18 protein-coding genes, 1 tRNA gene and 1 pseudogene are annotated in these 20,604 nt (G+C 52.5%); 11 read left to right on the top strand and 9 right to left on the bottom strand.

Annotation, left to right across the window (positions count from 1 at the left end; all coding sequences use genetic code 11):
- Positions 1–101 precede the first annotated feature (101 nt).
- Together BOW52_RS17970 and BOW52_RS17975 are read left to right on the top strand one after the other, a co-directional pair.
- Positions 102–200, top strand: a pseudogene (locus tag BOW52_RS17970) (restriction endonuclease); the annotation flags it as partial.
- On the top strand, positions 198–419 hold the full coding sequence (locus BOW52_RS17975) for a topoisomerase DNA-binding C4 zinc finger domain-containing protein (protein WP_408021560.1): 222 nt from the start codon (positions 198–200) through the stop codon (positions 417–419). The pseudogene BOW52_RS17970 and the gene BOW52_RS17975, both read left to right, overlap by 3 nt.
- Here BOW52_RS17975 and pgi read toward each other — a convergent pair.
- Genes pgi through gnd form a run of 3 tightly spaced genes read right to left on the bottom strand, consistent with a single transcriptional unit; the run spans position 416 to position 4,531 of the window.
- Entirely contained in the window at positions 416–2,065 is a 1,650-nt protein-coding gene (pgi, locus tag BOW52_RS02050) for a glucose-6-phosphate isomerase (protein WP_078482426.1), read from the bottom strand. The genes BOW52_RS17975 and pgi overlap by 4 nt on opposite strands.
- A 46-nt stretch (positions 2,066–2,111) precedes the next feature.
- Positions 2,112–3,590: a glucose-6-phosphate dehydrogenase gene (gene zwf / locus BOW52_RS02055; RefSeq protein ID WP_078482427.1), complete on the bottom strand. Its 1,479-nt coding sequence runs from the start codon at positions 3,588–3,590 to the stop codon at positions 2,112–2,114.
- 2 nt (positions 3,591–3,592) lie between these two features.
- Complete coding sequence (gene gnd, locus BOW52_RS02060; RefSeq protein ID WP_269087623.1) at positions 3,593–4,531, bottom strand: phosphogluconate dehydrogenase (NAD(+)-dependent, decarboxylating); 939 nt, start codon at positions 4,529–4,531, stop codon at positions 3,593–3,595.
- A 119-nt stretch (positions 4,532–4,650) separates the two neighbouring features.
- Between gnd and glgA the strand changes: the two genes are divergently transcribed.
- Both glgA and ppc read left to right on the top strand, forming a co-directional pair.
- The gene (gene glgA, locus BOW52_RS02065; RefSeq protein WP_078482429.1) at positions 4,651–6,099 is read left to right on the top strand and encodes a glycogen synthase GlgA; all 1,449 of its coding nucleotides are present in this window, start codon (positions 4,651–4,653) and stop codon (positions 6,097–6,099) included.
- Between the two features lie 71 nt (positions 6,100–6,170).
- Positions 6,171–9,011: a phosphoenolpyruvate carboxylase gene (gene ppc, locus BOW52_RS02070; protein ID WP_078482430.1), complete on the top strand. Its 2,841-nt coding sequence runs from the start codon at positions 6,171–6,173 to the stop codon at positions 9,009–9,011.
- Positions 9,012–9,122: 111 nt separating this feature from the next.
- On the opposite strand, the gene panD is transcribed toward ppc, so the two are convergent.
- From panD to pcnB, 6 genes are read right to left on the bottom strand one after another with little or no spacing between them, the layout of a single operon-like run.
- Complete coding sequence (panD, locus tag BOW52_RS02075) at positions 9,123–9,503, bottom strand: aspartate 1-decarboxylase (RefSeq protein ID WP_078482431.1); 381 nt, start codon at positions 9,501–9,503, stop codon at positions 9,123–9,125.
- 49 nt (positions 9,504–9,552) lie between these two features.
- Entirely contained in the window at positions 9,553–10,413 is an 861-nt protein-coding gene (panC, locus tag BOW52_RS02080) for a pantoate--beta-alanine ligase (protein ID WP_078482495.1), read from the bottom strand.
- A gap of 27 nt (positions 10,414–10,440) precedes the next feature.
- Entirely contained in the window at positions 10,441–11,244 is an 804-nt protein-coding gene (panB, locus tag BOW52_RS02085) for a 3-methyl-2-oxobutanoate hydroxymethyltransferase (protein ID WP_078482432.1), read from the bottom strand.
- Between the two features lie 33 nt (positions 11,245–11,277).
- Positions 11,278–11,922 (bottom strand): deoxynucleoside kinase, encoded by a 645-nt coding sequence (locus BOW52_RS02090; RefSeq protein WP_078482433.1) that lies wholly within the window; start codon positions 11,920–11,922, stop codon positions 11,278–11,280.
- 5 nt (positions 11,923–11,927) lie between these two features.
- Entirely contained in the window at positions 11,928–12,431 is a 504-nt protein-coding gene (gene folK, locus BOW52_RS02095; protein WP_078482434.1) for a 2-amino-4-hydroxy-6-hydroxymethyldihydropteridine diphosphokinase, read from the bottom strand.
- Positions 12,428–13,771, bottom strand: coding sequence for a polynucleotide adenylyltransferase PcnB (gene pcnB / locus BOW52_RS02100; protein WP_078482435.1), 1,344 nt, complete (start codon positions 13,769–13,771; stop codon positions 12,428–12,430). The genes folK and pcnB overlap by 4 nt, the downstream gene beginning before the upstream one ends.
- A gap of 468 nt (positions 13,772–14,239) precedes the next feature.
- Between pcnB and BOW52_RS02105 the strand changes: the two genes are divergently transcribed.
- From BOW52_RS02105 to BOW52_RS02135, 7 genes are all read left to right on the top strand, one after another.
- Positions 14,240–14,629 (top strand): pilin, encoded by a 390-nt coding sequence (locus tag BOW52_RS02105; RefSeq protein WP_236725613.1) that lies wholly within the window; start codon positions 14,240–14,242, stop codon positions 14,627–14,629.
- A 545-nt stretch (positions 14,630–15,174) separates the two neighbouring features.
- A tRNA-Glu gene (locus BOW52_RS02110) sits at positions 15,175–15,249 on the top strand.
- Positions 15,250–15,555: 306 nt separating this feature from the next.
- Positions 15,556–15,981, top strand: a complete 426-nt coding sequence (locus BOW52_RS02115) for a pilin (protein ID WP_078482437.1) — start codon at positions 15,556–15,558, stop codon at positions 15,979–15,981.
- Between the two features lie 125 nt (positions 15,982–16,106).
- Positions 16,107–16,517 carry a pilin gene (locus BOW52_RS17275; RefSeq protein WP_078482438.1) on the top strand — a complete coding sequence of 137 codons (411 nt, stop codon included), beginning with the start codon at positions 16,107–16,109 and terminating at the stop codon, positions 16,515–16,517.
- Between the two features lie 258 nt (positions 16,518–16,775).
- Complete coding sequence (locus tag BOW52_RS02125; protein ID WP_078482439.1) at positions 16,776–18,638, top strand: hypothetical protein; 1,863 nt, start codon at positions 16,776–16,778, stop codon at positions 18,636–18,638.
- A complete protein-coding gene (locus tag BOW52_RS02130; RefSeq protein ID WP_078482440.1) occupies positions 18,635–19,507 on the top strand; it encodes a glycosyltransferase family 2 protein in 873 nt (290 codons plus the stop codon). Before BOW52_RS02125 ends, BOW52_RS02130 begins: the two co-directional genes overlap by 4 nt.
- Before the next feature lie 38 nt (positions 19,508–19,545).
- Positions 19,546–20,583: a UDP-N-acetylglucosamine 2-epimerase gene (locus tag BOW52_RS02135; RefSeq protein ID WP_135621940.1), complete on the top strand. Its 1,038-nt coding sequence runs from the start codon at positions 19,546–19,548 to the stop codon at positions 20,581–20,583.
- The last annotated feature ends 21 nt before the right edge of the window (positions 20,584–20,604 follow it).

The following is a 20,604-nucleotide window of genomic DNA, read 5'->3' on the forward strand; positions in this document are numbered from 1 at the left end:
TTCGTCGTTCGCTCGCGCTCTCAACTACGAATAGGCAGACGGCGTCGACTATCGCGGACTAACCGCCTTCGCTTCGCTATCCATGGCGGTCAGCGGAGGGAGTCGAATTCGGTGTCTACGCCACCTATAGCCAGTTCACATCGGATGCAACCAACTTTGCAAACGGTAAGAAGATCAAATTGATTAACGGAACACAGTTGCTATCGATGATTCTTGAACTCCCAACCGACGCTCAACAACGGCTCCTCTCCATGGCCACAAGTGGTGACTATAAGACTCCCTCTTGCCCATCATGCGGTGAGAAGATGGTTGTCCGCACCACAAAAAAAGGCACGCAAACTGGAAAACAGTTCTGGGGTTGCTCGCACTACCCAAGGTGCAGGCAGACGATGAAAATTGCTCAACAGGTATCCCGCTAACCCTTTCCAGTCATATCCCGCCAGTAGTTGATCAGCCCCAGGGTCGAGCTATCGTGTCCCGTCGCGGCCTCTTCGGCGCTCAGCTTAGGCAGGATCGCGCTGGCCAACTGCTTACCTAGCTCCACGCCCCACTGGTCGAACGAGTTGATCTCCCAGATCACACCCTGGACAAAGATCTTCTGCTCATAGAGGGCGATCAGCGAGCCGAGCGTCTTTGGATCGAGTCGTCGGAACATGATCGAGTTGGTGGGACGGTTACCCTCAAAGATCTTGTGCGGCAGCAGTGCCTCCAACGCCTCTCCCGTCAGCCCCTGCCCCTCCAGCTCAGCGCGCACCTCTGCCTCGTTTTTACCGCGCATCAGCGCCTCGGTCTGCGCAAAGAAGTTGGAGAGCAGCTTGGGATGATGGTCACCGAGTGGATTCTGACTCTCAGCCGGAGCGATAAAGTCAGCCGGGATCAGACGCGTACCTTGATGGATCAACTGGTAGAAGGCGTGCTGACCATTGGTACCAGGCTCACCCCAGATCACGGGACCTGTCGTATAGTCGACCGGATTGCCGTTACGGTCGACCCACTTACCGTTGCTCTCCATATCGCCCTGCTGGAAATAGGCGGGGAAGCGGTGCATATACTGGTCGTAGGGGAGGATTGCATGTGAGCAGGCGCCGTAGAAGTTGCTGTACCAGACACCGAGCAGTGCCATTACCACCGGCAGGTTCTGCTCCAGCGGTGCACTGCGGAAATGCTCATCCATCTCGTGGGCACCGCTCAGAAGTGCCTCGTAATTTTCCATACCGATAGCGAGCACTATCGGCAGACCGATCGCCGACCAGAGCGAATAGCGCCCACCGACCCAGTCCCAGAACTCAAACATGTTATCGGTATTGATACCGAAGGCGGAGACCCCTTCGCCATTCGTGGAGAGGGCCACAAAGTGTTTGGCGATATCGGCCTCACTCGCTCCACTCTCAAGGAACCAGCTACGTGCGGTGTGGGAGTTGGTCAGTGTCTCCTGGGTAGTAAAGGTCTTGGAGGCGATGATAAAGAGCGTCGACTCCGGCTTCACCTTTTTCAGCACCTCGGCGACATGGGTGGCATCGACGTTAGAGACGAAGTGCATATTGAGTTCAGGATGGTGGTAGGGCTTGAGCGCCTCGCAAACCATCACCGGTCCGAGGTCGGAACCACCGATGCCTATATTGACGATATCGGTAATACGCTCACCGCTGAATCCACGCCACTCACCACTACGTACCGAGTCACTAAAGCGGCGCATATGCTCGAGCACCGCATTCACCTGCGGCATCACATCTTCACCATCCACCATCACGGGGCGATTTGAGCGGTTACGCAGAGCGGTGTGCAGTACGGCACGGCCCTCAGTGAGGTTGATCTTCTCACCACTAAACATTCGATCGCGCCACTGTTCCACCTGCTGCTGTCGGGCAAGCGCAAACAGCAGCGGCATCGTCTCTGCAGTAATACGGTTCTTGGAGTAGTCGAGCAGCAGATCGTTAAAATTAAGCGAGAAGCGACTAAAGCGCTCCGCATCCTCTGCAAAGAGCTCGCGCATCTGTAGCGGCTCGATCTGCTGGTGGTGACTCTTAAGCGCCTGCCACGCGCTCGACTCGACAAGTGTCGACATGATTCTTCCTCGTAGTAAAAATTTTGTTAACGGATGTTAAACGAACTCAGGACTCATCATCCATCGAGTTGCGCCAGTGCTGGTCGTGCTCAAAAAGGCTACTCGCTTCGGGCGGCCCCCAGCTACCAGCGGGGTAGGTGTTGATGTAGTCGCGCTCGGTCGCCCACACCTTGAGCACTGGGTCGACCACCTGCCACGCCCAGTTGACCTCATCGGCACGCAGGAAGAGCGAACGATCTCCCTCGATCACATCGAGCAGTAACGCCTCGTAGGCATCGAGCTGACTGCTGGCAATGCTACAACTACTCGCATCGAGGGTAGTGGTATGTGAGCGCAGCTCCAGCCCCGGCTCCTTCACCTGTAGCTGCATACGTAGACACTCACTCGGCTGGATGCTCATCAATACCCAATTGGGTTTGAGCTGCTCAATCGGCGTCTCACGAAACAGCTGCTGTGGTGGGTGCTTGAAGCGAATACTGATTTGGGATGCGCCCCGCTCCATGCGCTTTCCAGTGCGCAGATAGAAGGGCACATTACGCCAGCGCCAGTTATCAATATAAAGCTTCAGCGCCGCGTAGGTCTCGGTGGTGCTATCTGAAGAGATCCCCTCCTCATCAAGATAACCCGGTACCGACTCGCCTTTAATGTTGCCAGCGGTGTACTGGGCGCGGTAGGCGTGTGCGTGCACAGCATTCTTGGGAATGGCACGAATCGAGCGCAGCACCTTCACCTTCTCATCGCGTAGCGCCTCGGCATCCATACAGGCGGGGGGTTCCATCGCCACCAGCGTGAGCAACTGCAGCAGGTGACTCTGGATCATATCGCGCAGCGCGCCGGCACCATCGTAGTAGGAGCCGCGACTGCCGATACCGAGATCCTCGGAGTGGGTGATCTGCACATGATCGATGTAGTTACGATTCCAGAGCGGCTCGAGCATCAGGTTGGCAAAGCGGAATACCAGTACGTTCTGCACCGTTCCCTTACCGAGATAGTGATCGATACGGTAGAGCTGCTTTTCGGAGTAGTGGCGCTGCAGACGCCGATCCAGCATCTGCGCACTCTCCAGGTCGTAACCAAACGGCTTCTCGATCACCAATCGACGCCAGCCACCCACCTCCTGGTTAAGCCCCACCTCAGCGAGCAGTTCACTGACCACCCCAAACTCGGCTGGACGGATCGCCATGTAGAAGACCAGATTGGGTGGCAGCGCTGGATTTTCCGCCAACAACTGCTTGAGTCGCTCATAGGCGTGGATGTCGGACATGTCGCCCTGGAAGAAGTGCAGCCGCTTGAGAAAGCGCGCCATAAGCTCAGGATTGGGCCCCTGGCGCAGTTTCGGCTCGAGGATCTTCTCCACTTCTGCCTGCCACTGTTCGGAGCTCCACTCACGTCGACCAAAACCAACGATTGAGAGACCCTCGGGAAGTCGTCCCGCCTCCTCGAGATGGTAGAGCGCGGGCAGTAATTTGATCTGCGCCAGATTGCCGGTGGCACCGAAAATGACAAATGTGCAGGGATCGAGCATCGCTAATTCGCATCCTTGATATTGTGACCGCCGAAGGCGTTGCGCATCACCGAGAGCAGGCGATTGCCGTAGCCGGTCTCATCCTGACTGGCGAAGCGCATCTGTAGCGCCAGGGTCATCACCGGTGCCGGCACACCCTGCTCTATCGCCTCGATTGCGGTCCAGCGTCCTTCGCCGGAGTCGGCCACGTAAGGTGCGATCTGTTCTAGCTTGGTATCGGATGAGAGTGCCTCGGCAGTGAGATCGAGCAGCCAGCTACGCACCACTGAACTATGTCGCCACAGTTCAGTGATCTGCGCCAGATCGAGATTAAACTCCTCCTTGCCATGCAGCAGATCGAGCCCCTCAGCGAAGGCCTGCATCATGCCGTACTCAATGCCGTTGTGGATCATCTTGGTAAAGTGGCCGGATCCGATCGGACCGACATGGGCCCAACCACGATCATCGGCAGGCGCCAATACCTTTAGTACCGGCTCGATAGCGGCAACCGCCTCCTCCTCACCGCCGACCATCAGACAGTAGCCATTGGCCAGTCCCCAGATGCCGCCCGAGGTGCCGCTGTCGATGAAGTTGATCTTATGGTCGGCCAGCATCACGCCGCGCAGCTGGCTGTCCTGGTAGTTAGCGTTGCCACCATCGATGATGGTATCGCCCTCGTCAAGCAGTGGGATCAGTGCCTCGATCGCCTGCTCGGTCGGCTCGCCACAGGGGAGCATCAACCAGACGGCACGTGGTGCATCGAGTTTTGCAACCACGTCAGCAAGCGAATCGGCGCCGATCATCCCCTCCTCATCGGCCAGCTGTTCAACGATTGCCGAACTGCGGTTGTAACCCACCACCTCAATGCCACCACGACGCAGACGCCGTGCCATGTTACCGCCCATCTTGCCGAGCCCAACCAATCCGATCTTCATTCTTTTTATCTCCCCTGACGCTGAAATGGCACTATCGGGTAAACTACCGCACTTGGCGTCCCGTCTGATGCTTATCTCTAGCACAAGGTGGGGCGATATAACACCTGATCGTTCCGTAATGAAGTTGAAACTGAAATAGACGCATCATGAAAGTACTCTTCGTCACCAGCGAGGCACACCCACTGATCAAGACCGGCGGTCTCGCCGATGTCTGTGGCAGCCTGCCGATTGCCCTCAAGCGCCAGCGCCAGGATGTACGTGTGGTACTGCCTGCCTATCCACAGGTGGTGGCAAAGGCCGGTGCATTGAAACTGCTCGCCGAAGTTACGCTACCCGATAGCAGTCAACCGGTGCGCATCCTTGCGGGACAGCTACCCGAGAGCAAGGTACCGCTCTATCTGGTCGACACACCCGAGCTGTTCGATCGTGACGGCGGCCCTTACGGTGACCAGCACGGTGAGGATTGGCACGATAACGCCGAACGCTTCGCACACTTCTCTCAGGTGGCAGTCGAGATCGCGATGGACCGTGCCGGACTCAACTGGCAGCCGGAGCTGGTCCACTGCCACGACTGGCAAAGTGGTCTGGTACCGGCGCTGCTCAGCCTCGAAGAGAATCGCCCCAAAACCCTTTTCACCATCCACAACCTCTCCTATCAGGGCCTCTTCGACCACCTCACCTTTGCCCGCCTTGGCCTCGCCGATTCGCTCTGGCACATGCATGGACTTGAGTTCCACGGCATGCTCTCGATGATCAAGGGGGGGCTGATCTACGCCGACTGGCTCACTACCGTCAGCCCCACCTACGCACGCGAGATCCAGACCGGCGAATATGGCTATGGGCTGGAGGGGCTGCTGAGTCATCGCGCTGATCGACTCATCGGCATCCTCAACGGGATTGATGATGAGATCTGGAATCCCAACCGCGATGCGCTGATCGAGCACCCCTTCAACGCCCACAAGCTAAAGGGCAAGGCGGCCAACAAGGCGGCGCTGCAGCAGCAGTTCGGACTGACAGTCGATGCTGATCGCCCACTTTTTGGGCTGGTCGGGCGTCTGGTGGAGCAGAAGGGGATCGACTTAGTGATCGAAAACCTCCCCTGGCTACTCGCCCGAGGGGCGCAGCTAGCACTGCTCGGCAGTGGCGAGTCGCGCTTTGAGTCGGTACTACTCGATTTCGCCAAGGACTACCCCGACCAGATCGGACTCGAGATCGGCTACAACGAACAGCTGGCGCACCGTATTGAGGCGAGCGCTGACCTCTTCCTGATGCCCTCCCGTTTTGAACCCTGCGGTCTCAATCAGCTCTATAGCCTGCGCTACGGCACCGTACCGGTAGTGCGTAGCACCGGTGGACTGGCCGATAGCGTGATACACGCCGATGCCGAGAGCATGGCTGACGGCAGTGCAACCGGTTTCCGCTTTGAGCACGCCGACATCGGCGGCCTGCGATGGGCGTTAGGTGAGGCACTGAATCTCTTCAATAGTGACCCCAAGGGGTGGCAACAGCTGGTTCGTAATGGCATGCGCCAGGATTTCAGCTGGAAGTCGAGTGCCCACCACTACATAGAGCTCTATCACAAAGCCCTCTCCTGAGAGTGGGCATCTGTAACAGATCGTAGGGTATAATCGCCCGCTGCCAATTTTAGTAACGAGGATTTTCCGGTTTGAGTAAAGCAGACACGGGGCTACAACAAGCCGCCAAAACCTACTATGACAAACCACTGCGTAGTCGGGTTAAACTCTTTGGTAACCTGCTCGGTAACGTGCTTAGCAGCCAGACCGGGGGCAACGTACTCGCCGCTGTTGAGACACTGCGCAAGGGCTACCTGAAGCTGCACAAAGAGGAGAATCCTCAGCTCCGCTCACGCCTCAACCACCTGATCAAGGACCTCGATCCGGAGACCCTGACCCACGTGGTACGCGCCTTCAACACCTACTTCAGCCTGGTCAACATTGCTGAGGAGGCTTACCAGCACAAGCGTCGCCGCCAGCAGGTCCGCAGTGGCGGAACGCTCTGGACCGGCTCATTCAAGCGCACCCTCGAAGAGTTCACAGAGCTCGACTACAGCGCCGAGGAGCTGCAGGCGCTGTTCAACCGTACCGCCTACATCCCGGTTTTCACCGCCCATCCCACCCAGTCGAAACGTCGTACTGTGCTTGAGGCACTACGTCGCATATTCGTCACCGCCGAGCAGCTCAACGACACTCGCATCGGCAAGGAGGAGCGCGCTGAGATCACCCAGGCGGTGCAGAACGAGATCCAGACCCTGTGGAAGACCGATGAAGTGCGCGTACACCGTCCACAGGTGACCGACGAGGTGCGTAACGGCCTCTTCTACTTCCGTGAGTCGCTATTTAAAGCTGTACCGCAGACCTATCGTTATCTGGAGAAGGCGGTCACCAAGGTCTACGGCGATGATTCCGCCATCAAGGTCCCCTCCATGATCCAGTTCGGTTCATGGATTGGTGGTGACCGTGATGGCAATCCCAACGTTACCCCCGAGGTAACCAAGACAGCACTACGACTCCAGGCGCGCGAGGTGCTGCGCGAGTACCTACGCCAGATCAATAACATCAGCCGTCTTTTGACTCAGTCGAGCTCACTCTGCAAGCCGACCAGCGCCTTTAGCAATAGCCTGGCGAGCGACGAAGAGCAGCTGCCGCACGTCTTTGCCGACTCTCCCAACCAGTTCAGCCATGAGCCCTACCGTCGCAAGCTCTACTTCATGCGCCACCGCATTGAGTGTGGTCTAAATGGTGTGCGACAGAAGATCGACGACAACGAGCTTGATAGCGACAGTATCGTTGAAGGGCCCTGCTTCGCTTATAACGATGAACATGAGTTCCTGCAGGATCTCTACCTGATTCGCGACTCACTCTGCTCACATGGCGATGGTGCAATTGCCGACGGCAAGCTAAAGGATCTGATCCGCCTGGTAGAGAGTTTCGGCTTCTATCTGGTTCATCTAGATTTGCGCCAGGAGTCGACCCGCCACAGCGATGCGGTTACCGACATCCTCAATAACATGGGCAGCGACTATGCCAGCATGGATGAGAGCGAGCGCCTACAGAGACTCAGCGCGCTGCTTGATGACCCAGCTGAGAAGGCGTTCGATCGTAGCGCCCTGAGTGACGACACCCGTCAAACCCTCGAAGTCTTCGAGGTAATGGTGAAGATGCGTGAGGAGATCAGCCCCGACGCCTTCGGTACCTACGTTATCTCGATGACTCACGCCGCCAGCCACGTGATGGAGGTCATGTTCCTTGCCCATCTGGCCGGTCTTGCTGGCAAACGTGATGGCGAGTGGCACAGTGAAATTCGCATCTCGCCACTGTTTGAGACCATCGACGACCTCGCCCATATCGATACTGTGATGTTGAAACTGCTCGACAATCCCACATACGCCGCCCTTCTTAAGGCGTCGGGAAATCTGCAGGAGGTAATGCTCGGCTACTCCGACTCCTGTAAGGATGGCGGTATTCTCGCCTCCAACTGGAACCTCTACCAGGCGCAGAAGAAGATCATCGACATCAGCGATAGCCATAAGATCGAGTGTCGCCTGTTCCACGGTCGTGGTGGCACCATCGGTCGAGGCGGTGGCCCAACCCACCACGCAATCCTCTCGCAGCCTCCGGGCACCGTACACGGTCAGATCAAATTCACCGAACAGGGTGAGGTGCTCTCGACCAAGTACAGCAACACCGAGACCGCCACCTATGAGCTGGCGATGGGCATCACCGGCCTGCTCAAGGCGAGCCGCGCCACGGTCAAACCGATCGAACAACCCGACATGAGCCACTATCTCGAGATCATGGAGAAACTGGCGGGCCTGGGCGAGAAGTCCTATCGCGGCCTGATCGATGAGACCCCCGGTGCACTCGACTATTTCTACGAATCGACACCGGTGAGTGAGATCGGTCTGCTCAACATCGGCTCACGCCCCAGCCATCGCGCCAAGGGCGACCGCTCCAAGGGATCGATCCGAGCCATTCCGTGGGTCTTCGGCTGGGCTCAGTCACGCCACACCCTGCCCGCCTGGTACGGCATCGGCGAGGCGATCTCCACCTGGCGCGGTGACAACCCTGAACGTCTTGCTACTCTCAAGACGATGTATCAGGAGTGCCCCTTCTTCCGCGCCTTGCTGAGCAACACCAAGATGGCCCTCTCCAAGGCCGATACCGAACTGGCCGCCGAGTACGCCAGCCTGAGTACCGACCAGGAGGTTGCCCAGCAGATCTACCAGCGCATCAGTGATGAGCACAAACGGACCTTGAGCGAAGTATTGGAGATCTCGGAGAAACAGGGTCTCTATGAAGAGAATATGCCACTGGCCCTCTCATTGGCGCGCCGTAATCCCTATCTCGACCCGCTCAATCACATCCAGATTACGCTACTGAAGCGCTACCGTGATGAGAGCCTGAGCGAGGATGAGCGTAACCGCTGGCTCGATCCGCTACTGCGCAGCATCAATGCAATTTCGGGTGGTATGCGCAATACGGGTTAATCGCTCTAATCTGCAGCCTGCAGAAACAACAAAGCCGCCCATATGGGGCGGCTTTGTTGTTTGTAACGCTCAGAAACTGGGGAGTAGCCGAAGAGGCTAGTTGACTATCACCTAGGCGACCTGGACAGGAACGCTGTTGCTACGACCCTTGATATCGTTGCTCTCATTGAGATAGATCAGAGTCGGTTTGAAGTTGGCCACTTCGTGCTGCGCCAATCTAGCATAGGTGCAGATAATCACTCGATCACCTGGCTGCGCCTTGTGCGCGGCGGCACCGTTGACAGAGATTACGCCAGACCCCGCCTCGGCACGAATAGCATAGGTAGTAAAACGCTCGCCGTTGGTGATGTTGTAGATCTCGATCTGCTCGTACTCATGGATCTCAGCGGCCTCGAGCAGGGCGCCATCGATGGCACAGGAACCCTCATACTCAAGCTCGGCGTGGGTAACGCGGGCTTGGTGTAACTTCGATTTGAGCATGGTTAACTGCATGGAGGAGATCTCTCCGAAAAAACACAACAGGGCCGGCGATTATCCCTGATCACGACCCATCCATCAACGTTACCGGCAGATTATCGATCAAACGTGCCTTTCCGAGGTAGGCAGCAGCTAGAATCACCAGTCGCTGGGCATCAGGTTTAGGAGGAGCCAGCTCATCGGCATCGCGTATGGCGAAATAGTCCGACTTAAAACCCATTGCATCCAGTTTATCTGCACATTCGCGTTCAATCGCCACAAACTCACGCTCACCGCGTTGAAGTCTATCAGCGGCAATATTGAGTACTTTATAGAGTCCTGGCGCGGCTTTTCGTTCCTCTTCAGTAAGGTAGCCATTGCGTGAACTCATCGCCAATCCATCCGGCTCACGCACCGTCGGCTCACCAACAATCTCGACCCGGAAGTCGAGATCACGCACCATGCGACGAATTACCAAGAGCTGCTGAAAATCCTTCTCACCAAACAGCGCCACATCGGGCTGCACCATGTTAAATAGCTTGCTGACTACGGTGGCGACACCAACAAAGTGTCCAGCACGCGAGGCTCCACAAAGGATATCTGAGAAGTGAGGCACCTCAACCAGGGAGAGGTTCTCTCGACCGTGGGGATACATTTCGTTATCGGTCGGGGCAAAGATCAGTGCCGTCGGCGTTTCTGCCAATTTTTCGCTATCTTGCTGCAGGGTACGCGGATAGCGACTGAAATCACCTGTATCGTTGAACTGGATCGGATTGACATAGATGCTGACCACCACCCGTTCGGCATGCTCGGCCGCTCGTTCGGCTAGCTGAAGATGTCCACGGTGGAGATTACCCATGGTGGGCACAAATGCGATGCGCTCACCGGCGCGTCGCCACTCAGACACCTGTTCTCTGAGGGCACTAACACTATCGACTATCTGCACCATTACAAACCAACTATCTCTAACGCCCTAAAAACTGTGCCCTTCCGCCGGAAACTCACCCACCTTAACGGCTGCAACATAGGCAGCAACGGCATCCTGGATATCATCAGCATCCGCCATGAAGTTGTGGGCAAATTTTGGAATACGACCCGGAGTGATACCAAGCAGATCGTGCAGCACCAGCACCTGACCATCGCAATCGACGCCAGCCCCTATACCGATCACAGGTATCTCCAACTCTTTGCTGATCGCTGCCGCCAATGAGGCTGGCACACACTCCATCACCAGGGCATCGGCCCCCGCTTCCTGGAGCGCCAGCGCATCGCGTTTCATCTCCTCGGCACGCTCACTCTCTCGACCCTGAACGCGATACCCACCTAGCTTATGCACCGATTGGGGCTGCAGACCAATATGCCCACAGACCGGAATACCACAACCACTCAGGCGACGAACAACCTCAACCTGATCACGCCCTCCTTCGAGCTTGACCATCTGCGCACCGCCCTCTTTCATCAGACGAGCCGCACTCTCAAGTGCCTGCTCAAGGGTGGCATAACTCATGAAGGGGAGATCAACCATTAACAGCCCACGCTGTACGCCACGCGCGGCACAGCGGCTATGGTAGATCATCTCATCAAGGGTAACCGGGATGGTGGTCTCCCGCCCCTGCACCACCATGCCGAGTGAATCCCCGACCAGGATCACCTCAACACCTGCCGCATCTATCAGAGAAGCGAAAGAGGCATCATAGGCGGTCAGCGAGACGATCTTCTCCCCTGCCCGCTTCATCTCGGCAAGGGTAGTTGTTGTCACCTGCTTCAAATCACTCATGCAACCTTCTCCAATACATTTCAACTTCTCCGATTAAAGCGCGACGGGCATCGGATTGAGATAGTGTCGTCCACTGCGAACCAAGGCGATGTGCTCGAGCAACATCTGGTAGTCACTCTGGTTGTTGACCAAATCGATCTCCGAAGCGTTCACAATCAGTAGCGGCGCATCACTGTAATGGTAGAAGAAGCCAGTATAGGCGTCAGATAATCTTTGCAGATAACTCGAATCGATCTGACGCTCGTAACCAATTCCGCGCTTGGCGATCCTCGTCAGCAATACATCGATAGGTGCCTGAAGATAGATCACCAGATCGGGGACTAGCGTGTCGACCGTTGTACTTTGATAGACCTGATCGTAGAGCTGCAACTCATCATCATCGAGAGTTAGCTGTGCAAAGAGGCGATCCTTATCCATCAAAAAATCTGAGACCCGTACCGGGCTAAACATGTCACCCTGACGCAGCTCATTCATCTGGCGCACGCGCTGCATTAGAAAGAATAGCTGGGTGGGCAGCGCCGCCTGCTTTGGGTTCTGATAGAAACGCTCGAGGAAGGGATTCTCATCCGCACCCTCTAGCAGTAGCTCAGAGTCAAAGGTCTCAGCCAACCGTCTGGCAAGCGTACTTTTGCCTACTCCGATCGGCCCTTCAACAACGATAAATCTTGGGTTTTCCATGCTATTTAAAGCACCTCATCCAGGCGTTGCAGACCATCGCGCGGGCAGGCTGATATTAACTCGCCCAAGCTACCCCGCCCTGGGATAACAAGATCATCTGCTGCAATTTCACGCAAAGGATACAGAACAAAGGCACGTTCGTGGATACCTGCGTGAGGGACAGTGAGACGTTTGCTCTCAATCAGCTCACAACCATAGAGCAGCAGATCGAGATCGACCGTTCTCGGCCCCCAGCGCTCACCCTTGCGCACCCTACCCTGACGCCGCTCAATACGCTGTAGCTCATCGAGCAATAGTTCTGGGGAGAGTGAGGTATCAATTGCGGCCACTGCATTGATGTAGTCGGGTTGATCTGGCGGCCCCATCGGTGGACTAGCGTAGAGGCGAGATTGTGCGATCAGCTGAGTCTCAGCTAAATTCTCAAGGTTTGTTAACGCCGTTTTTACCTGCTGAATCGGATTTTCAAGATTACTGCCCAGACCGATATAGGCGCGAACCGATGCGCTCAACCATCCACCTCGGTATTGCTTTTTTTGGCTGCAGGGCGCTTACGACGACGGCGACGTTTTTTCTTGCCGCCTTCGCCACCGACCTTCTGAACCATCTCCTGGCGCTCCTTCTCACCCACCTCCTGATAGCGAGTCCACCAGTCAGCGAGCGACGCCTCTACCTCACCGCTTTTGGCGCGTAGCAGTAGCAGATCGTAAGCTGCTCGGAAGCGTGGATGCTCATGCAGACGCGCAGCGCGTCGTCCGCTGCGCTGGGAGAAGCGTGGTTGCAGACTCCATATCTCGCGCATCGGCATACTGTAGCGTTTTGGAATCGATGTGTGTTGCGCCTGCAGGCTCGCCACCTCACCACCGGCACGCTGCATCGCCTGAATCTCACTCGTCGCCTCTTCTGACTTGAGTAGTGCATCGGCTCGGTGACGAACCGACTCCCAAAGGAGCGCTGCAAACAGAAAGGCAGGGCTAACGGGCTTACCGATACTGATACGTTTGTCGGTATTTTCTAGCGCACTCGCAACCAGCGTGATCGGAAAGTGCTCCTCTTCGTGGGCCAGAACGGCCTCAGTCAGCGGGAAGAGATAGTTGAACAGGCCATAGTGGCGCAGCATTTCGAAGCTCTGTAGGGCTTTGCCGCCCTGAAACAGCTTCAACACCTCTTCGAACAGGCGTGCTGGAGAGATGTCTTCAAGCAGATTGGCAAGGCGATGAATCGGCTCAGCACAATCGTCGTGAATAGTGAAGCCAAGTTTGACCGCGAAACGAGCTGCACGCAGCATCCGCACAGGATCTTCACGATATCGCGTCTCTGCATCACCAATCAGACGTAGAACACCATTGCGCAGATCATCAAGCCCCGTTGCGTAGTCGAGCAACGCATAATCATCAATATCGTAGTAGAGCGCGTTGACAGTGAAGTCGCGGCGTATCGCATCCTCTTCAATGGTACCGAAAACGTTATCACGCAGGATTCTGCCATTCTCATCGTCAACACTGGCAACCTTGTCATCGCCCTCAGTGCCTTGATGCGAGCCACGGAAGGTCGCCACCTCGATGATATCGTGCCCAAAGTGAACGTGTGCGAGACGAAAACGTCGGCCAATGAGACGGCAGTTGCGGAATACGCGACGCACCTCCTCCGGAGTTGCATCAGTAGCCACATCGAAATCTTTTGGCTCAAGACCGAGCAGCAGATCACGCACACCACCACCCACCAGACAGGCGTGATAGCCAGCATCTTTGAGGCGGTAGAGCACCTTCAGGGCGTTATCACTGATGTCGCGCCGGGAGAGATTATGCTCAGAACGAGGAATTACGTTAACAATACCGATGATTATGCTCATAACTAACTGTTAATTAAGGTTGTTTTTTTATTTTAGAAATAGAGAATGCAGGTATATTAGCACGCCTGCTCAGCAGGACCACTCTGGCTCTATATAAATAGGTGCTCCGTTCGTCTAGCGGTAAGGATACCGGCCAATATGTCGAAAGATTGTTTCACCCCTCCCGCAGAGAACCAAATCTATTTCGCCCGGATAAAAAGTGATAATTGTGTCGCAGTTTATATTAAGAGACCCGCTACAGTCGGGCAGTCCCTAAGACAAAAAGAAGCACGATCACCCTGTTTTTATTAGTTCTGACGCGACAGCGTAACATTGTCACCAGGCATAATTCATGCCAGAATCCCGCGGCCCGCATTGATTGATTCTAAGACTAATAATAGGCCGTGGGATGCAGACATATAAATTACAAATAAAGTTAGGAGAACTACCTTGAAAAACACGCAACAGGGTTTCACACTGATCGAACTTATGATCGTAGTCGCGATCATCGGTATTCTGGCAGCCATCGCACTACCCGCTTACCAGGACTACACCAAACGCTCACACGTCACCGAGGGCCTGAACCTCGCTGCCGGTGCCAAGGCTGGTGTTGCTGAGTACTTCTCAAGTAAGGGTTCATGGGGCACTGGCAATGAGTCTGTTGGTCTCCCTGGCGCAGCCAGCATCAGTGGTAACGCTGTCAGCAGCGTATCAGTAAGCGGAAGCCTCATTACTATTACCTACAAGACCGAAGTAGAGTCGGGAGCACAACTCGTGCTGCGCGCTAGCGCTGAAGAAGGTGGCTCAATTACATGGGGCTGTGGTTATAACCCCCTTGGAAAAATGAAGAGCAAGTGGTTGCCGGCCAACTGCCGTTAATCGGATCATCATCGTAGCAGCTCTTAGCACCACCAATCAGGCGCTACATAACGTTGCGCCTGATTGGTGGTCAGTTTAGTAGTCGAAATTGCAGCAGAGTGCATTGACCATTTAGTCGGGGCCACATCACCTGATAATATGTACCGAAGACCCTGCCTTGCAGAGCACTGCCCCCCACAGTCGACACTGGCATGCCAGAAAGACCTGACCGACGAGCCAACACATGCGGAACGCACGCCGCATTTCCTAAAAAGGTACGCCCGTATCCTCATCGCAATTCTTCAGCCACAGACCGAGCAGCCAATTACTCTCCAACTATCACAAGTAGATTCGGTAGCCGGAATCCTTGAAGCGACAGAGGACCTTCAGGCCACACCTAGTCAATAATATGCAAGAGAGCCAATGATCGGAACGAGGATTTTGAACGACACTAATACCCATAACCCACTGTTAGTTATAGGTAATTATTTTTGTTGTAGAAATGGCAAGCGCAGGTATAATGACACGCCTGTTCGGTAGGACCAGCCTGGTCAGACTAAATAGATGCTCCGTTCGTCTAGCGGTAAGGACACTGGCCTCTCACGCCGGTAACAGGGGTTCGATTCCCCTACGGAGTACCACATTCCCCTCCCAACGCCCATATGTGACAATTTTGTCACATTATTACATTCAGACCATTTTAAAGAACTCGGTTAGCACCATTCCAGCACCATGTTACACAATAAGATTATCGCTAGCCTGTTGTTTTATTGGCTATTTTTAGGCTATACCATAAAGAAAACCCGGACTGGCATCCTCTTTGCTTCTACTGATACGCCTGTATCTTGCTTTTGGTTAACTTGAGCCAGAGTCAAGTTCAGACAAATGAGCTCATTTATTACCCAATCAAGTACACAATATAGATTTCACGCTTTAGGAGAATGACTATGAAGAAAACGCAACAGGGTTTTACACTGATCGAACTTATGATCGTTGTCGCGATCATCGGTATTCTGGCTGCCATCGCACTGCCTGCTTATCAGGACTACACCAAACGCTCTCACGTTACTGAGGGTCTGAACCTCGCTGCTGGCGCCAAGGCTGGCGTTGCTGAGTACTACTCAAGCAAGGGTGCCTGGGGTACGGGCAACGAATCAGTTGGCTTACCTGGATCAACAAGCATTACTGGTAACGCCGTAAGCAGCGTAAGCGTAGATACCAGCGTTATTACCATCACCTACAAGACCGAAGTTGAGTCTGGCGCCACAGTTACACTGAGCGCATCAGCCGATTCAGGCGGCTCAATTGTGTGGACCTGTGCAGCAGGTAACACAACCATGAAGAGCAAGTGGCTACCAGCTAACTGCCGCTAAGCGTAATTCAACACTGGGCAACTATCTCGGTTGCCCAGTGCTTGAACGCTTCTCACAGCTAATCATTACACAATCAAGCAGCTGTATTCTCAGCTAGTGATGATTTAAATAAAGTAAGAAACGACATGAAAAAAACTGGCTTTACACTAATTGAGTTAATGATTGTAGTTGCAATCATTGGCATTCTTGCAGCTATCGCAGTTCCTGCATATGAAGTCTATACAAAGCGTGCACATGTTGCTGAAGGGCTGGCACTTGCAGGCTCAGCAAAGATTGGTCTTGGGGAATTTTATCTAAGCAGCAACACCTGGCCATCCAATAACCGTAGCGCAGGACTTCCATTAGCTAGCAGCATTACGGGAACATCTGTGAACTCAATATCGATCGGTGGCAGCCTAATTACCATCACCTATAACACCCAGGCGGTTAGCGGGGAAACCATTGTTCTAAAAGCCGTTGATGGTGGCAGCGTAATACAATGGACCTGTGATCTGGGTACAATGCCAAATAAATTCAGGCCGACTAGCTGTAAATAATTTTACTAGCCCATTCGTTAGCTAGTCCCTCCCACGATTAAGTATCAGTATCACCTACAAGTTCTCACACCAGCGATTTAAGCAAGCCTATCTCCGGCACCATGGTGGTATCATCACAGATCAAACGTACCTGAGCCTAGATGGACACTGATAATTGTGAGTGATTCTAACCATAACAAACCCGACAACCATCTACAGATAACCACATCATCTAGCCTACTAGCGCTATTATTTATAGCCGTTCTCACAGTAACGTTGTTGATCTACTGGCCTGGACTCAGTGGTACATTTCTTTTTGATGACTTCCCCAACCTCAGCATACTCTCGCATCTCGATCAGCACGACACATACAACAGGGTAGTGCAGTTCACTCTCAGCGGCTCATCGGGCCCCACTGGTAGACCAATCAGTCTTTTTAGTTTCATGCTCAACGATAACGCCTGGCCCTCAGACCCTTGGGCGTTTAAATACACCAACCTCATGATTCACTTACTCAATGGTGTGTTGATATTTACCTTTGTACGCAAGCTACTCATCACACTGAATCAAAACATCGTTAGAGCTGAATTAGTCGCGATGATCGCCACAGCATTTTGGTTGCTTCAACCGTTAAACATTTCAACTGTACTCTATGTCATTCAAAGAATGACCGAGCTAAGCGCGTTATTTAACCTCATCCTACTGATAAGCTACCTATACGCTAGGGAGTATCTAGCCAGAAGCGAAAACAGGGGCTTAATACTACTCACAGTTTCGATGATGCTCCTCGTGCCCCTATCAATATTTAGCAAGGAAAATGGCGCCCTCATCTTCTTCTATCTATTAGCAACAGAACAAGCGGTCTTATCACAGCATAAATATAATTCGCTGATTAAATTCAAAACCTGGAAATTAGCATTCATAGTCATTCCCGCATTGTTGATCATCGCTTATCTCATCTACTACGGAATCAAAACACCAGCAACCTCCTTCAATAGGGACTTTAGCTTTCAGCAGCGCCTCTTGACCGAATCGAGAATAATGTTTGATTACCTAGGCAGAATCATTGTTCCACGACTGGGAGATGGTGGCTTATTCCATGATGACTATACAATTTCAACCAGCCTGACAAATCCGCTATCAACGCTCTTTTCTCTGCTGGCAATAGTGTGCCTTCTCTTCTCAATTTTCGTTTTTAGGAGAAAAGCACCACTATATAGTTTTGCAGTAGCCTGGTTTTTCAGTGGCCATTTGATCGAATCAACCGTTATACCACTAGAGCTATATTTCGAACACCGAAACTATTTGCCAATGGTAGGCCCCTTAATCGCAATCTCATACTACGCAACAAACTTCTCTAAAAGTCACAAATACACGACCTCAATTCTGATAGTTGGATTATTACTGACTTCCATATTTTCTACATATCAAAATAGCAAAATATGGGGGGATCCTCTTTTAGCCTCTCAGATTTGGGCAAGCGAACACCCTAGCTCAATACGCTCAAGACAGGCAGCTGCATCATTCGCAGTACTCAACAATGACTATGCAGAGGCAGAAAGACAGCTAAGACTTGGAATCTCATACAATCCTGATGATGTCTCTCTTAAGCTACAGATGCTCCTCGTACAGTGCGCTACAAAAACCCTAACATCAGATGAGATCGAATCATTTAAGAATACGATCAAGTTCGCGAAATATAGCCATGCATCCACATCCAGCCTTATACAACTCTCTCAACTGGTATCAAAAGGCCGCTGCAAACCGCTAAACACTAATGACATGGTTATGATCTACCTACGAGCCATTGAAAATCCAGGATTTCAATCACACAAGACACAACATATGCTCTACTATTGGCTGGGACAGACATTTGCAGACCAGAGAAATCTATCATCGGCAATGGAAGCGCTTGACAAGGCACACGCCTTCCAACCTGTGATAGACATACCGCTACTGCAAGCAATCTGGCTTTCTTCTGCAGGTCTATATGATGATTCACTACAATATATAAGCGTGGCACGCAAAATGGATAACAGGGCAAAGAATCCCCTATTGAAACACTCAAAGCGCAGAGACATCGACAATCTCGAGCAATTAATCATCAAAGCACAACAAAAACACAACAAAATCCTACAATGAACACTACCAACAAAAAAACTATCAGTGTCATCATTCCTGCTAAAAATGAAGGAATCCCACTCAAGAAGCTGCTACCCAGAATAAAGCAGCTCGACGAGATTACTGAAATAATAGTTGTCGATGATGGTTCATCCGACGACACCCGAGAAATAGGTTTAGCAGCTGGCGCAAACGTCATATCCCATCCATACAGTATGGGCAATGGAGCAGCTATCAAGACCGGCACCAGGTCTGCACAGGGAGAGCTACTTCTTTTTATGGATGCTGATGGTCAGCACAATCCAGATGACATACCCAGACTAATAAGAAAGCTCGACGAAGGCTACGACATGACTGTCGGTGCGAGACAGAAAGGCTCGCAGGCAAGCCGTGGCAGGGGGTTTGCCAACTGGCTCTATAACCATCTATCAAGCTGGATGACAAACCACAAGATCGATGATTTGACATCAGGGTTTCGGATTGTACGTGCAAAGAAATTCAGAGAGTTTTTACACCTACTGCCAAACGGTTTTTCATATCCAACAACGAGCACGATGGCTTTTTTCCGAGCAGGCTATGCCGTTGCATATGTACCAATTCATGCCGCTCAGCGAACAGGGAAAAGTCATATCAAACCGTTTAGAGACGGCGTCAGATTTTTGTTAATAATATTCAGAATCGGAACTCTATACTCTCCCCTCAAGCTTTTCCTACCCATTAGCCTATTTCATTTCTTTTTAGGCACAGGCTACTACCTGTATACATTTATAACTGCAGGCCGTTTTACCAACATGAGCGCCCTCCTGTTCTCCACATCAATTATTATCTTCCTTATCGGTCTAGTATCAGAACAGATCACCGGACTGTTATTTCGAGACTCAAACAAGTGATCCACATTGTTCTTGGCACGAAGGCGCAATTAATAAAAATGGCACCGGTAATGAGGGCACTCATAGACAACAATCTCAAGTATCGCTTCATTACAACTGGCCAACACCAGGAGACGATGACCGACATCCTTAGTAATTTTGAACTGAGGGGCCCCGACTACTCGCTCCATGACGGTAAAGACATCACATCAATACCCTCTATGCTGCTTTGGATAGTCAAGATCATTATAAAAACCATCTTCAACAGGAGGGAAATATTTGGAGGTGACAAATCGGGGATTGTTTTAGTCCATGGCGACACTTTCTCTACACTGCTGGGCGCCTTGATGGGGCGAGTTGCAGGGCTCAAGGTAGGTCACATTGAATCTGGACTTCGCTCTTATCACCTACTTCATCCATTTCCAGAAGAGATCACTCGCCTCATAACGTTTAGACTATCCACGCACCTTTTCTGCCCTGGCGAGTGGGCTGTTAACAACGTGTCTCAGTATAAAGCCGAGAAGATCAACACATTTTACAATACGCTGTCTGACAGTCTTTCTTATTCTCACGGTTTTGATAAGAACATCGATATAAAAGTTCCCAACAGCCAATATGCAGTCGCAACAATTCACCGTGTTGAGAATATATATAGCCTCAGCGCTATCACACGGATCGTTTCAACAATAGAAACAATCGCACAACACATCCATATAATCTTCATACTCCACAAAACCACTGAGAATAAACTTAAAAGATTCGGGCTATATAACTCCTTGAATAAGAATCCAAACATTGAATTCAGAGGCAGATACGACTACTTCCGCTTTATAAAACTTATATCGTCAGCCGATTTTGTCATTAGTGATGGAGGAAGCAACCAGGAAGAGTGTTCATATCTTGGCATCCCAGTACTTCTATTAAGAATGGCCACTGAGCGGCAGGAGGGCTTAGGTAAGAACTGTCTCTTAAGCAAATTTGATGATAATGCTATTCAGTCATTTACTAAGAACTACGAGAGTTACAGGATAAAAGCTGACATCCCACCAAAATCTCCATCATCGATAATTGCAGAGGCATGCAAAGAGTTTGTATAGCCAATTTTTCAGCACCCATCG

The sequence above is a fragment of the Solemya pervernicosa gill symbiont genome (genome assembly GCF_002020875.1).
Classification (GTDB): domain Bacteria; phylum Pseudomonadota; class Gammaproteobacteria.